The organism is Rubellimicrobium thermophilum DSM 16684 (assembly GCF_000442315.1).
Lineage (GTDB): Bacteria > Pseudomonadota > Alphaproteobacteria > Rhodobacterales > Rhodobacteraceae > Rubellimicrobium > Rubellimicrobium thermophilum.
In genome coordinates this window covers 689,844-703,998 of the sequence record NZ_KE557320.1, presented here as the reverse complement: position 1 = coordinate 703,998, position 14,155 = coordinate 689,844, and the positions used below count along the sequence as shown (strand labels likewise).

At 68.0% G+C, this 14,155-nt stretch carries 11 protein-coding genes and 1 pseudogene; 8 read left to right on the top strand and 4 right to left on the bottom strand.

The features are described from left to right. Positions 1–23: 23 nt before the first annotated feature. A complete protein-coding gene (locus RUTHE_RS04340; protein ID WP_021097077.1) occupies positions 24–482 on the top strand; it encodes a type II toxin-antitoxin system RatA family toxin in 459 nt (152 codons plus the stop codon). Here RUTHE_RS04340 and RUTHE_RS04335 read toward each other — a convergent pair. Genes RUTHE_RS04335 through RUTHE_RS04325 form a run of 3 tightly spaced genes read right to left on the bottom strand, consistent with a single transcriptional unit; the run spans position 458 to position 2,564 of the window. Next, positions 458–931 (bottom strand): CinA family protein, encoded by a 474-nt coding sequence (locus tag RUTHE_RS04335; RefSeq protein WP_021097076.1) that lies wholly within the window; start codon positions 929–931, stop codon positions 458–460. The genes RUTHE_RS04340 and RUTHE_RS04335 overlap by 25 nt on opposite strands. Further along, entirely contained in the window at positions 928–1,425 is a 498-nt protein-coding gene (locus RUTHE_RS04330; protein ID WP_040644988.1) for a phosphatidylglycerophosphatase A family protein, read from the bottom strand. The genes RUTHE_RS04335 and RUTHE_RS04330 overlap by 4 nt, the downstream gene beginning before the upstream one ends. A gap of 8 nt (positions 1,426–1,433) precedes the next feature. Then, positions 1,434–2,564 carry a bifunctional 2-C-methyl-D-erythritol 4-phosphate cytidylyltransferase/2-C-methyl-D-erythritol 2,4-cyclodiphosphate synthase gene (locus RUTHE_RS04325; protein WP_021097074.1) on the bottom strand — a complete coding sequence of 377 codons (1,131 nt, stop codon included), beginning with the start codon at positions 2,562–2,564 and terminating at the stop codon, positions 1,434–1,436. A gap of 148 nt (positions 2,565–2,712) precedes the next feature. Here RUTHE_RS04325 and dusB point away from each other — a divergent pair, with 148 nt between their 5' ends. From dusB to hflX, 7 genes and pseudogenes are all read left to right on the top strand, one after another. Continuing rightward, positions 2,713–3,708 (top strand): tRNA dihydrouridine synthase DusB, encoded by a 996-nt coding sequence (dusB, locus tag RUTHE_RS04320; RefSeq protein ID WP_021097073.1) that lies wholly within the window; start codon positions 2,713–2,715, stop codon positions 3,706–3,708. Next, positions 3,705–4,793, top strand: a complete 1,089-nt coding sequence (locus RUTHE_RS04315; RefSeq protein ID WP_021097072.1) for a two-component system sensor histidine kinase NtrB — start codon at positions 3,705–3,707, stop codon at positions 4,791–4,793. The genes dusB and RUTHE_RS04315 overlap by 4 nt, the downstream gene beginning before the upstream one ends. After that, the gene (locus RUTHE_RS04310; RefSeq protein WP_021097071.1) at positions 4,793–6,175 is read left to right on the top strand and encodes a sigma-54-dependent Fis family transcriptional regulator; all 1,383 of its coding nucleotides are present in this window, start codon (positions 4,793–4,795) and stop codon (positions 6,173–6,175) included. The genes RUTHE_RS04315 and RUTHE_RS04310 overlap by 1 nt, the downstream gene beginning before the upstream one ends. 98 nt (positions 6,176–6,273) lie before the next feature. Continuing rightward, the gene (locus RUTHE_RS04305) at positions 6,274–8,556 is read left to right on the top strand and encodes a sensor histidine kinase NtrY-like (RefSeq protein WP_021097070.1); all 2,283 of its coding nucleotides are present in this window, start codon (positions 6,274–6,276) and stop codon (positions 8,554–8,556) included. Between the two features lie 3 nt (positions 8,557–8,559). Further along, positions 8,560–9,958: pseudogene (gene ntrX / locus RUTHE_RS04300) on the top strand (nitrogen assimilation response regulator NtrX). Further along, the gene (hfq, locus tag RUTHE_RS18175; protein WP_084464996.1) at positions 9,955–10,395 is read left to right on the top strand and encodes an RNA chaperone Hfq; all 441 of its coding nucleotides are present in this window, start codon (positions 9,955–9,957) and stop codon (positions 10,393–10,395) included. The pseudogene ntrX and the gene hfq overlap by 4 nt, the downstream one beginning before the upstream one ends. Before the next feature lie 3 nt (positions 10,396–10,398). Then, on the top strand, positions 10,399–11,709 hold the full coding sequence (gene hflX, locus RUTHE_RS04290) for a GTPase HflX (protein WP_021097068.1): 1,311 nt from the start codon (positions 10,399–10,401) through the stop codon (positions 11,707–11,709). On the opposite strand, the gene RUTHE_RS04285 is transcribed toward hflX, so the two are convergent. Then, positions 11,678–14,152, bottom strand: a complete 2,475-nt coding sequence (locus RUTHE_RS04285; protein ID WP_021097067.1) for a penicillin acylase family protein — start codon at positions 14,150–14,152, stop codon at positions 11,678–11,680. The genes hflX and RUTHE_RS04285 overlap by 32 nt on opposite strands. Positions 14,153–14,155 lie beyond the last annotated feature (3 nt).

Sequence of the window (14,155 nt, the reverse complement as noted above, 5' to 3'; positions counted from 1 at the left end):
CAGGACGCCGGAAGGACGCCGAGATGACCAGCCATTCCGAGACGCGCGTCCTGCCCTATACGGCCGCGCAGATGTATGACCTGGTGGCGGATGTGGCCCGCTATCCCGAATTCCTGCCATGGACGGCCGCGGCCCGCGTCCGCTCGATCTCCCAGAGGGAGGATCACCGCGAGATGCTTGCGGATCTCGTGGTGTCCTTCAAGCTGTTCCGCGAATCCTTCCTGAGCCGCGTGCGTCTCTATGACGACGAAAAGCGGATCGAGACGGAGTATATCGAAGGTCCCTTCCGCCGGATGGAAAGCACATGGCGCTTCCGCGACCTGCCTGCCGGGGTCGAGGTGTCCTTTTCCACGGATTTCGAGTTTCGCAACCGTCTGCTGCAGAAGGCGGCCGGCGTGTTCTTCCATCAGGCGATGCAGACCATCGTGCGCGCCTTCGAGAAGCGCGCAAGCCAGCTCTACGGCGCCTCCTCGACCGCCTGAACCAGCAGGGCAAGGGCCTGCGCAACGGCGGCCCCGCGCACAGCCGCCCGACCGCGCGCGCCGAACTCCACCGTCATGGTGCGCAGGCTGCTGCGTGTGGCCAGGCCGAAGCAGACCCGGCCTTCGGGCTTGAAGGCCGATCCGCCGGGGCCGGCAATGCCCGTCACCGAAACCGCCACATCGGCATCCGAGCGCTGGCGCGCGCCAAGCGCCATCTCGGCCGCCACCTCCTCGGACACGGCCCCATGGGCATCGAGCGTGGCCTGCGACACGCCCAGAAGATCCCGCTTGGCGTCATTGCTGTAGGTCACGAATCCGCGATCAAAGACGGCCGAGGCGCCGGCCGGCTCGGTGATCGCCGCGGCCAGAAGCCCGCCGGTGCAGCTTTCGGCCACTGCGATGCGCAACCCCCTTGCGGCTGCGGCGCGGATCAGGTCCTCGGCGCTCATCGCATCAGCACGCCATGGGCCAGTCCGGCCAGGATCACGACGCCGACCGCTGCGGCGATCCCGGCGAACAGGTCATCGAGCATCACGCCCCAGGCCCCCGTGCGGCGGTCGGCCCAGCGGATGGGTCCGGGCTTCCAGATGTCGAACAGGCGAAACAGGAGGAAGGCGGCAATCCATCCAGGCCAGAGCGCGCCGGGGCCGACACCGTTGGCCCAGGCGCCAAATCCCACGGGCAGCAGCGCGATCCATTGTCCGGCCAGCTCGTCGATAACGACTTCGGGTGGATCTTCCACCCCATGCGGCGGGGCCGCGAGCGGAATCGCCCAGAGCCCGAGCGCGACCGCCCCGGCAATCGCCCCCAGAAGGAGCCAGGGCCCCCCCACCCAGAGCAGCGGACCGGCCAGGAGACAGGCGAAGAGCGACCCCCAGCTGCCGGGGGCAGGGCGCAGCAGCCCGACCCCGAGGACCGTCACCGCCAGACGCGCCGGTGTCATCGCCGATGTCATGGCCGCACCAGAGTCGCCGTGGCGAAGGCCGCGATGCCCTCCCGGCGTCCCGTGAAGCCGAGTCTTTCGGATGTCGTGGCCTTCACGCTGATCCGGTCCGGCGAGAGCGCGAGGACCGCACCGATCCGTTCCCGCATCGCCGCGACATGGGGGGCGATCCGGGGCGCCTCGCAGATGATCGTGATGTCGCAATGCCCGATCCGGAAGCCGGCCTCGCGGGCCAGTCCGTGGGCATGCCGCAGGAAGGTCGTCGAATCCTCGTCCTTCCAGCGGGGATCGGAGGGGGAAAAATGCTGGCCGATATCGCCCAGGCACAGCGCCCCCAGGATCGCATCGGTCAGCGCATGCAAGGCGGCATCACCATCGGAATGGGCGGACAGGCCTCGCTCATGCGGGATGCGCACCCCGCAGAGCATGACATGGTCGCCCGGCCCGAAGGCATGGACATCATAGCCGTGGCCTGTGCGAACCTCCATCTCCTCCCCCAGGATGCGGGCCGCCCGTTCGAGATCGCCCGGCAGCGTCACCTTGAAATTGTCTTCCTCGCCGGGGACCAGCGCGACGGACAGGCCTGCGGCCCGCGCCACCTCGACATCATCGGCCGCCTCGCCGGCATGCGCCTGATGGGCAGAAAGGATCGGTCCGAACCGGAACCCCTGGGGCGTCTGCGCCCGCCACAGCCCGTCGCGCGGATGGGCGGCTTCGACGAAGCTGCCGCTGCTGCGCCAGAGCGCATCCGTCACGGGCAGGGCGGGGGCTGCGCCATCCGCCCGGTCCAGAGCCTCGATCACCCGCCGGATGAGCGCCGCAGAGACGCAAGGGCGCGCCGCATCATGAATCAGAACGGCCTCCGGGGGCGTGGGCGCCAGCGCCTCAAGACCGGCCCGGACGCTGCCGCTCCGGCTTTCGGCGCCGTGGACGATCAGGAGACCGGGCTGCATCAGGCGTTCGGCTTCGGCCCGGTCATCGGGATGGATGACGAGGACAAGGCGGGCGATTCCTGCCTGCCGGAAGGCGTGCAGCGCGTGTCCGGCAAGGGGCAGGCCGTTGACAAGGCGCCATTGCTTGGGCCTTCCGCCCAGGCGCGATCCGCGCCCTGCCGCCACGATGACACCGGCCAGTTCCATGTCCGCCCTGCTAGCCGAGAGCGAGGCGCGACGCAAACCGCCCGTTCCTGCGCCGCATTGCCTTCTTTTTAGGCATTTGCCCGTTCCGGATGCAAAGGGTCGGGGCCTGCGCGTTGCCTGTGACGAGGCCGGAGCCTAGGAAGGTCCCATGGAAAGACTTCTGCCGATCGCCCTGCCGGGGCTTGTGCTGGATCCGCCGGTGGCCCTCGCGCCGATGGCCGGGATCACGGATCTGCCCTTCCGCCGGCTTGTGGCCTCGTTCGGGGCCGGGTGGGTCGTGTCCGAGATGGTAGCCTCGCAGGAGATGGTGCAGGCCAGACCGGGCGTGCGCGAGAAGGCCGCTCTCGGTCTGGACGAGGGTCAGTCCGTGGTCCAGATCGCCGGGCGCGAGGCCCGCTGGATGGCCGAGGCTGCCCGCATGATCGAGGCAGGCGGCGCGCGGCTCATCGACATCAACATGGGCTGCCCGGCCAAGAAGGTGACGACCGGCTGGTCGGGCGCGGCGCTGATGCGCGATCCCTGCCATGCGCTGCGCCTGATCGAGGCGGTCGTCGGTGCGGTGTCGGTCCCGGTCTCGCTCAAGATGCGGCTCGGCTGGGACAGCGGGTCGATCAATGCGCCCGAGCTTGCCCGACGGGCAGAAGAGGCGGGCATCCGCCTTGTGACGATCCATGGCCGCACGCGCGATCAGTTCTACAAGGGCAGCGCCGACTGGGCTGCCATCCGCGCCGTGTCCGAGGCGGTCTCGATTCCCGTGATCGCCAATGGCGACATCGTCTGCGCCGCCACCGCGCGCGAGGCGCTGCGCCTGTCGGGGGCGGCGGGCGTGATGATCGGCCGCGCCGCCCGGGGACGGCCCTGGCTACCTGGTCAGGTCGCGGCCGCGCTGGCCGGGCGTCCACTCCCGAAAGAGCCCGTCGGAACCGATCTTTCCGATCTTGTTTCAATTCATTACGAGTCGATGCTCGACTTTCATGGAAGGGAGATCGGCCTGCGTCTTGCGCGCAAGCATCTGGGCTGGTTCATGGATCATGCCGGCACTCCGCTGCCCTTGCGCCGATCCCTGCTGACGGAGGAGAACCCCCGGATCGTCCTGCGCCTCATCCCCTCTGCCATCGCCGGCAGCGAGAGGGCCGCGGCATGAATCTCGGGGATGCGGCGATCTGGGCCTCTCTGCCTGTGCCGGCCCTGCTGATTGACGAGGCGGACCGCATCCTCGATGCCAATCCGGTCGCCGAGCTTTTCCTCAACCTTTCCACTCGCGCCCTGCGCGGCGAATCGCTCTGGGAACGGCTGGCCATCGACGCCCCTATGGATGATGCCCTAGCACAAGCCCGGGCCCGGCAGTCCTCGCTCTCGGTCAATGACGCGCTGGTGGGCAGCGGCGAACGCCCGCCGGTGCCCTGTTCCATTCATGCCGCGCCGATGCATGGCATGCCGGGCGCGATGCTGATCCTGATCGCCCCGCGCGAGATTGCCGGACGGGTGACGCAGGCCTCCCAAAGCCGCCGTGCGGCCCGATCCGCCATCGGCATGGCGGAGATGCTCGCCCATGAGATCAAGAATCCGCTGGCCGGCATTGCCGGGGCGGCCCAGCTCCTGTCGATGGGCCTGTCAGGATCCGATCTCGAGCTGACCGATCTCATCGTGGAGGAGACCCGCCGCATTGTCGCACTTCTTGGCCAGGTGGAACAGTTCGGTCAGCTTCAGCCGCCGGCGATCCGCCCCGTGAACCTGCATGATACGCTCGATCGGGCACGACAGTCGGCCCGGCTTGGCTTCGGGGCGCACATGACCTTCGTGGAGGATTACGACCCCTCCCTTCCGCAGGCGCTCGCCGATCCCGATCAGCTCCTCCAGGTGCTGCTGAACCTGATCCGCAATGCTTGCGAGGCTCAGCCGCAGGGGGGGACCATCCGCCTGCGCACCTTCTACGACCCTTCGCTGCGCGTGACCCGGCCGGATGGCAGCAAGGCCCGTCTGCCCCTCCAGATCGAAGTCGTGGATGACGGGCCCGGTCTGCCCCCCGCCATCGCCGCGGATGTGTTCGAGCCCTTCGTCTCGGGGCGGGAGAACGGCACGGGTCTCGGCCTTGCTCTCGTGGCCAGGCTGGTGGGGGAGATGGGGGGATGGATCTCGGTCGATTCCCGTCCCGGCTGCACCGCGTTCCGTGTCTCGCTCCCTCGCGTGCCGAAGGACGCCCCGCAAGAGCCTGAAGGAGAAGGCTGATGGATGGAACCGTCCTTGTCGCCGACGATGACCGCACGATCCGAACGGTGCTGACGCAGGCGCTGACGCGGGCCGGTTGTCGCGTTCATGCAACCGCTTCGATGATGACCTTGATGCGATGGATAGAGGAGGGCAAGGGCGATCTTGTCATCTCGGATGTCGTGATGCCGGATGGCAACGGCCTCGAGCAGCTTCCCCGGATCGGACAGGCGCGGCCCGGTCTGCCGGTCATCGTGATCTCGGCCCAGAACACCATCATGACGGCCATCCGTGCGGCCGAGGCCGAAGCCTTCGACTATCTGCCCAAGCCATTTGACCTGCCGGACCTTCTCAAACGGGCCGCGCGGGCGCTCGAGACGCGCCGGCGCGCCGCTGTTGCGCCCCGGTCCCCGCGAGAGCAGAGCCCCGCCGCGACGGGCGATGCCGATCTGCCCCTTGTTGGCCGCACGCCGGCGATGCAGGCCCTCTATCGCCTTGTTGCCAAGGTGATGAACTCCGCGCTTCCTGTTCTGATCACAGGGGAATCCGGAACCGGCAAGAGCCTTGTGGCGCGCGCCCTGCATGATTTCTCGGATCGCCGCACATTGCCCTTCGTCACGGTCTCCGCGGCCGATCTGTCCCAGGGCGATGCGCTGTCGCAGGCTGTCGCCCGAGCCAGGGGGGGATCCCTGCTGTTCGATGAGGTGGCCGACTGGCCCGAGGAAGCCCAGGCCCGCGCCGCGCGACTCATCGATTCACTCGATGGCAGCGGTCCGCGCCTCCTGTCTACCACCCGGTGCGACCTGCAGGCTCTCATCGAGACAGGGAAATTCCGTGAGGACTTCTACTACCGCCTGAACGGCGTGACGCTTGCGATGCCGCCCTTGCGCGAACGGGTGGACGATGTCGTCCCTCTGGCCCAGCATGCCCTGTCGCGGGCCGAACGTGACGGCCTTCCGGCGCGGCGGCTCTCGCCTGGCGGGCTCGAGGTGCTGCGCGCCTATACCTGGCCCGGCAATGTGCGCCAGCTCGAACATGTGATTCGCCGCCTTGCCGCCACGGCGACAGGCGAGGAGATCAGCCGCGCCGAGGTGGAGGCGGTCATCGGCACCCAATCTGTTGCCGATCTGCCACGACCTGCCGAGGGGGGAGAGCGCCTCTCTGCCGCGGTTGCGCGATATCTCAGGCGCTATTTCGACCTCCATGGCGCATCCCTGCCGCCGCCCGGGCTTTACGACCGGATACTGGCCGAAGTTGAAGTGCCGCTGATCGAGGCGGCGCTGGATGCGACAGGCGGGAACCAGGCGCGGGCTGCGGATCTGCTCGGCATCAATCGGAATACGCTGCGCAAGAAGATCACGGACCATGATATCCGCGTGACACGCCGCCGCCGGTTGATGTAAACAGGTCACAGAACCGTGGCTCCGGGGCCCTGCCTCGCGTGACTGCGGAAGGCGGGGGCGGGGGCGCTGTGCGCCGCCCGTAACATGAGGCGAGGGGCGTGCGGCGTGGTCTGACAGGCAGGGGATTGGTGCGGCTGGGGCGTCTGATACGCCAGCCCCGGTTCCGCAACGCCGCAACACTGGGTCTCGTTCTCCTCGGTCCGGTCCTGGCCGGGCTGACCTACTACGTCCTCGGCCCGCTCGATCAGGGCGCATCCTCGCCGGCCCTGCGGCTCGTGATCCTGGCTGATCTTGTCTATGCCCTCGTCGTGGCGGCGCTGGTGGGCCGTGACGTCGCCCGCATGGTGGCGGCGCGCCGGGCCCGTTCGGCCGGCAGCCGGCTCCATATGCGGCTGGTGGGGGTGTTCGCCCTTCTGGCGCTGATTCCCGCTGTCCTGGTCGCCGTCTTCTCCGTCCTGACCATCAATGTCGGGCTCGAGGGCTGGTTCTCCGAACGGGTCCGCCAGGTCGTCTCTACCTCTCTGGCCGCTGCGCAGGCCTATGAACAGGAACATCGCGAGGAGCTCGCCCGCGACGGGCGCGAGCTTGCCGAGTTTCTCGAAGCCGAGAACGAGGCAGCCCGCCGGCGCGCCGATTTCGGCCTGTCGGATGGCGATCTGCGTCAGGCGCTGGGGCGCGTGCAGGCGCGTATCGAACGCGGCCTGACCGAGGCCTTCGTCATCGACGGGGACGGCACCATCCGCGCCCGCGGCGCCCGGTCCTACGAATTCGGCTATGAGCGCCCCTCTCCGGAGGATTTTGCCACAGCCCAGGCCGAAGGCGTCGCCATCATCGAGGACTGGGCCAACAACGAATTCCGCGCCCTGATCCCTCTCGATGGATTCGTGGACCGCTGGCTCTTCGTGACGCGCGCCGTCGATGGGGGAATCCTGTCCCTTCTCGACGAGACTCAGGCCACCGTGGAGCTCTACCGCCAGCTCGATGCCGACAAGGGGCGCCTGCTGTTCGAATTCGGTCTGCTCTATCTGGGCTTCTCGGTCATCCTGATCCTTGCCGCGGTCTGGCTTGCCCTGTGGTATGCCGAAGGCCTGTCGCGACCCGTGGGCCGGCTTCTGGTGGCCTCCGAACGGGTCGGCCGCGGCGATCTGGATGTGCGCGTGATCGAAGAGGAGGGCGATGACGAGATCGCCGCCCTTGCACGTCATTTCAATGACATGACGGGCAAACTGAAGGCTCAGCGTGATCGCCTTCTCGACACCGCCGAGCAGATCGAGGGACGCCGGCGGCTGTTCGATTCGGTCCTGTCCTCCGTGAGCTCGGGTGTCGTCGGCCTGGATGCGGAAGGACGCGTGACCTTTGCCAACCGCTCGGCCCGCCGCCTCCTGGGCGAGGTGGAGGCCAACATGCCGCTATCCCTCGCCGTGCCGGAATTCGCCCCGCTTTTCCAGATGCTGCGGGCCGAAGGGCGGGAACTGCTGCAGGAACAGGTTTCGCTGTTGCGCGGGGGGCGGCAGGAGATCCTGCTGGTCCGTCTCTCTCCCCGCCTGTCCGAGGAGGGCGCGCTCGAAGGCTATGTCCTGGCCTTCGACGATGTGACGGATCTGGTGTCCGCCCAGCGCATGGCCGCCTGGGGCGATGTGGCGCGCCGCATCGCGCATGAGATCAAGAATCCCCTCACGCCCATCCGTCTGTCGGCCGAACGCGTGAAGCGCAAGTTCGCCCGCCGCCTGTCCGCCGAGGAGGCGGCGGATCTCGAGCAGATGACCGATGTCATCGTCCGCCAGACCGAGGATCTGCGCCGCATCGTGGACGAGTTCAGCCGCTTTGCCCGGATGCCCGTGCCCGAACGCCGCGATGCGGATCTCTCGCGGATCCTGCGCGATGCCGTCACCCTTCAGGAAGCGGGGCAGCCCGGTGTGCGCTTCGAGTTGGTCCTGCCAGCCCATCCCGTCCCGGCCGAGGTGGATCCCGGCCTGATCTCCCAGGCGCTGACCAATCTGATGAAGAATGCCGGCGAGGCCATCGAAGCTCGCGCCGAACGCGAACCCGACAGCCCCTTCGATCCCTGCATCCGGGTGATGCTGACGCAGGAGGGCGCGCGCGCCACCATCATCGTCGAGGACAACGGCACGGGCCTGCCGCAGGACCGCAGCCGTCTCTTTGAACCCTATGTGACGACACGGGAAAAGGGCACCGGTCTGGGCCTTCCCATCGTCCGGAAGATCGTCGAGGAGCATGGCGGAACGCTGGCCCTCGAGGATGCCGAAGGGCGGGGCGCACGCGCCGTGATCCGCTTGCCGGCCAAGGTCGCCCCCACGGAAGGGGCAGGCCATCAGAGCGAAGCAGTGCATATCATGCAGGCAACAAGAAGGGCGGTATAAGAGATGGGCGACATCCTGATCACCGACGACGAGCGTGACATCCGCGAACTGATCTCGGACATCCTGAGGGACGAGGGCTATACCACCCGGCTTGCCGGGACTTCGGAACAGTGCATGGCCGAGATCGCCAGGGAGGTGCCGGCGCTGATGATTCTCGACATCTGGCTCAAGGACAGCCGGATGGACGGGATCGACATCCTCAAGACGATGAAGCGCGAACACCCCGAGGTACCGATCATCATCATCTCCGGTCACGGCAACATCGAGATCGCAGTGGCCGCGATCAAGCAGGGCGCCTACGACTTCATCGAGAAACCCTTCAACATCGAACAGCTTCTTGTCGTCATCCGCCGGGCGATGGAGACTTCGCGGCTGCGGCGCGAAAACCAGGCACTCAAGCGCGGCGGTGCGCAGAAGACCGAGATGCTGGGCGACAGCCCCGCCTTCCGCAGCCTCAAGGCCCAGCTCGAGAAGGTCACGAAGTCCAACGGCCGCGTCATGCTCACGGGAGAGCCGGGATCGGGCAAGGAGACGGCCGCACGCTGGATCCACGCCCATTCCAACCGCGCATCGGGCCCCTTCGTCGTGGTCAGCTCCGCCTCCATCGAGCCCGAGCGCTTCGAGGAGGTGCTGTTCGGCCGCGAAAGCGCCGGAAAGGGGATCGAGAAGGGGCTTCTGGAACAGGCCCATGGCGGCATCATCTATTTCGACGAGGTGGCCGACATGCCGCTGGGCACGCAGTCCAAGATCCTGCGTGTCCTGGTGGATCAGCAGTTCGTCCGCGTCGGCGGAACCGAGAAGATCCATGTGGACATGCGCGTGATCTCCTCGACCAACCGCGACCTGAAGGCCGCCATCGCCGCCGGCACCTTCCGCCAGGAACTCTATCATCGCCTGAATGTCGTGCCGATCGCGGTGCCCTCGCTCGGGGACCGGCGCGAGGACATTCCCCTGCTGGCCGAACATTTCATCCAGCTTCTCAACAAGACCCAGGGCCTGCCCCTGCGCCGTCTGGGCGAGGATGCCCGAGCCCTTCTGCAGACGATGCACTGGCCGGGCAATGTCCGGCAGCTCCGCAATGTCATCGAGCGCGTCCTGATCCTGGGCGAGCCCACCGGCGACATCACCGCGCGCGAGCTGCCCTCGATGGATGAGAGCGCCCCGGATGACAACCGCGTCGTGCTGTCGGGGGGACTGGCCACCCTGCCCTTGCGCGAGGCGCGCGAACTGTTCGAGAAGGAATATCTTCTCACGCAGATCAACCGCTTTGGGGGCAACATCTCGCGCACGGCGGCCTTCGTGGGGAGTGGAGCGGTCGGCGCTCCATCGCAAGCTCAAGTCTCTGGGCGTCGTGACGGGCCTCAAGGCCACGCCGCGCCTGGTCTATGCCGAGGAGGGATGATGGCATCCGAAGACAATCCTGCGCCGCGCCGGACACTGGGCATCGTCCGTCCGGCAGCCTCCGCGCAGCCGATCCCGGGCAAACCGGCCACAGCCATGCCGGAGAACATGTTGCGGGGGCTGGAAAGCCCCCCGGTGTCCCGCCATAGTGACGCCGAAGGCGACGGCCCGTCCCAGGGCCGCAAGACCAAGGCGGGAGCCGGAATGGCCGAAGGCAAACAGAACCTCCAGGACGCCTTCCTCAATCACGTCCGCAAGACCAAGGTGCCGGTCACGATCTTCCTGATCAACGGCGTGAAGCTCCAGGGCGTGATCACCTGGTTCGACAGCTTCTGCGTGCTGCTGCGCCGCGACGGGCAAAGCCAGCTCGTCTACAAGAGCGCGATCAGCACCATCATGCCGTCGCAGCCCGTCAACCTCTACGACGGGGACGACTGACGCTTGCGCGATACCGCGGCCAAGAGGACCCCGGCCTGGGTCCTGCATCCGGCTCTCAGGGGCGGGCGCGATGCCCGCCCGGCCGGTCCTGCCCTGGAAGAGGCCGTCGCGCTGGCCGCCGCACTGCCCGGCCTCGATCTGCGCGGGGCCGAGGTGGTTCCCCTTGCCAGACCGCATCCGGGAATGCTCTTCGGCTCGGGCAAGGTGGCCGAGCTCAAGGCACGCTTCGCGGAAGCGGGCGTGGAACTCGTCCTCGTGGACGGGCCCGTCTCTCCGGTCCAGCAGCGCAATCTCGAGAAGGAATGGGGGACGAAGCTCCTCGACCGCACCGGTCTCATCCTCGAGATCTTTGCCGACCGGGCCCGCACGCGCGAAGGCGTTCTGCAGGTCGAGATGGCCGCGCTCTCCTATCAGCGCACGCGGCTTGTCCGCTCCTGGACCCATCTGGAACGCCAGCGCGGCGGCTTCGGCTTCGTCGGCGGTCCCGGCGAGACGCAGATCGAGGCAGACCGCCGCGCCATCGACGACCAGCTTGTCAAGCTGCGCCGTCAGCTTGACCGCGTCTCGCGCACCCGGACGCTCCACCGCGCTGCCCGCGCCAAGGTGCCGTTTCCCGTGGTTGCCCTCGTCGGCTACACGAATGCCGGCAAGAGCACGCTGTTCAACCGCCTCACCGGCTCCGACGTGCTGGCAAAAGACATGCTCTTTGCCACGCTCGATCCGACGATGCGGCGTGTCCGGCTGCCTGCCGGGCTCGATGTGATCCTTTCGGATACGGTGGGCTTCATCTCCAACCTGCCGACCGAACTGGTCGCCGCCTTCCGCGCCACGCTGGAGGAGGTGCTGGACGCCGATCTCATCCTCCATGTCCGCGACATCGCCCATCCCCAAAGCGAGGCGCAGGCCCGCGATGTGGAGGCGATTCTCGCCTCTCTGGGCGTGGCCGAGAGCACCCCTCTGATCGAGGTGTGGAACAAGATCGATCTTCTGCCGGAGGAGATGCGCGACCGCATCGCCATTCGCTCCGGCCGCGAACCGGCGGTCTTCCCCGTTTCGGCCCTGACGGGAGAGGGGATTGCCCCTCTGCTTTCGGCCGTGGCGGCCCGGCTGGACGATCCGCGAAGCGAAGAGGATCTGTTCCTTCCCCATGCCGAGGGGCGCCTGCGCGCCTGGCTGCATGACCAGGGCGTCGTTCTGGGCGAGGAGGAAGCGGAGGGGGGCACGCATCTGCGCATCCGCTGGACCGCGCGCCAGCGCGACCGCTACCGCGCCCTGCAGGCCGCTACTCGGCGCTCTCGGGCAGAAGACGGGTGATCCCCACGGCCGCGGCACGCGCCAGCGCGGGGTCGAGCGACATGGGAATGTATTCCCCCCGCCGCCACAGCACGCCCAGATCGTCGTAATGCGGCGAAAGGGGATGGCCGGACTGTCCCGTGGCGATGATGAAGACCGAGGAATCGGGATCCGCAAAGTCATAGACCCCGCGATAGGCCGCCGCATGGACATTGCGGAAGGGCTCGGCCTCCGTGCCGGCCGTGACCCCCCGCATCAGGGTCTGATCGTCGCCGGAGGTGCTCTGCCGGATATTCACGAACCAGGACAGCAGGGGGATGCTTCCCAGCACGGGATGGGCGTGGACGGCCTCATGCGCATCGCCCCAGCGCAGGGATTCGATCTGGGTGCCCCATCGTTCGCGGATCCACAGTAGCGCATCGTCAAGCGCCAGCCGCGCGATGTCCGTGCAGGTCTCGACCGGGGCCGATTGCCGCACATCGCACCAGGCCGAGGCCCCGTCCACATTACGGAACACCCGTTCGATGAAGAGCGGCTCGACCTGCGTGAACTCGTCGGCCAGCGGCCCCAGATCATCGCGAATCAGGCGCTCCTGCAGGGCACGCATCCAGGCGGCGTAGATGAGAGGCTCGGGCAGATGCTCGTTCATCTGGCCGTTCCATTCGGCCAGAAGGGCCAGCGCGCGCTGGCGCAGGCGCTCGGGGGTGCCGTCCGGGGCGGCTTCGCCGGTGAACCACAGATCCCGCCCCACCAGAGGCAAGAGCGTGCGCGCAGCGGGCGAGACGGTGTCGAGCTGCGCCTCGATGAAGCTCTCGCGCGTGTGGATCTCGCGGGCCTGCATCAGGAACCGCCATCGCTGGACGCGCTGGCTGTCGCCCCACAGCCAGGAGAGGTGATCGGGAAAGGGCGCGTCGATGACCTTGTTGTTCGTGTTGCCGACGATGCCGCCTTCCGGGTCGATCCAGACCGGATTGGCCTCGGGCGCCTTGACGCCCAGCCAGCGGTTCTGCGCGATCCAGCCCAGAGTGGGCATCCGGCCCTGGCTCTGATGGGCGGGGTCGCGGACGGGCAGGGTGCCCATCGTCGTCATCGCGATGCGGTTGCGGTCGGCGACGACAAGGTTCTGGCTCGGCGCCACGAAGAGCCGGGCCGCCTCCAGCGCCTCCTCGATGTTCTGCGCCCGCATCAGCCGGATGGCTGCGGTCATGGTCGTGTCGCGGTCCGACAGGGCGGTCCAGCTCACCGCCATGACATGGCCGGGCGGGCGCACGAGGCCCAGGTTGAAATCCTCCGGCCCCAACACCGGCCCGTTCGCCGTCCATTGCAGGTGGAGCGTCTCGGCCGGAGCATCCTTCACCTGGATGATGCTGTCGCGCGTGCGGAACGGGGCCCAGCCGTCCGGCGTGCGGTATTCGCCGGCATTCCGGGGATTCACTTCCTCGGCATAGACATCCAGATCGTCGAGCCAGCTCGACGTGATCCCCCAGCCGAGATCGGCCGATCGCCCCGACAGGATGGCGGGGATGCCGGGAATCGTCCCGCCGATCACCCCGCCCGATGTCAGCTCGATCCGCGCGAGATAGAACAGACCCGGCGCCGAAAGGGGCAGATGCGGGTCCGAGGCCAGCAGCGTCGAGCCCGAGGCGGTGCGCGACACCCCCGCGGCCCAGGCATTGGACGCCCCGGCAAGGGGCAGGGGCGCCGCGGGCATCAGCGGATCGCGGGGCGCGGGATCGGCAGCGGCAAAGCGGGGCAGACCTTCGGCCGGCACGAGATCGGCATAGCGCGGCAGGGCCGCAACCCCCGGTCCCGGCGCCTCGGGCATGAGGTCTGCCACCCGCTCGGGCGGCAGGACGAGCGACAAGCGCGCCCGGCGCACCTCGGCTTCCAGATGGCCGTTCAGCTGCAGGGCCATCAGCTTGAGCAGGGCCAGGCTGTCGGCCGGCTGCCAGGGGGCCACGGCCTGCGGAAACAGCCACATCTCGGGGGCGCCGCGCCCTCTCGCCTCGGCATTGATCTCGTGAAGCCAGGCATTGACACCCGCGCTGTAGGCCTCGAGCGCCGCCAGCGTCGTCTCGTCCTGAGCCGCGACCGAGGCGGTCGCAAGACCATAGAGATCCAGCCGCCGCAGCAGCCGGTCGATGGGCAGGGTGCGCGCGCCGAAGACCTCGGACAGCCGCCCCTGCGCGGTGCGCCGCAGGACGATCATCTGCCACAGCCGGTCCTGCGCATGGGCATAGCCCAGACCGAAGAACACATCCGCATCGGTCTGGCCGAAGATATGGGGCACATTGGAATGGTCGCGGACGATCTCGACCGGTGCGGTAATCCCGCTGACCGTCCGCTCGCCGTCGTAATCGGGCAGGGAACGCGCGGCGAGCCACCACACCAGGCCGAAGCCGAGCAGGCCCAGCAGGATGAGCGTCACGGTCGCGCGGAACAGCCATCGGAAGAGGGTGGCCAAGGA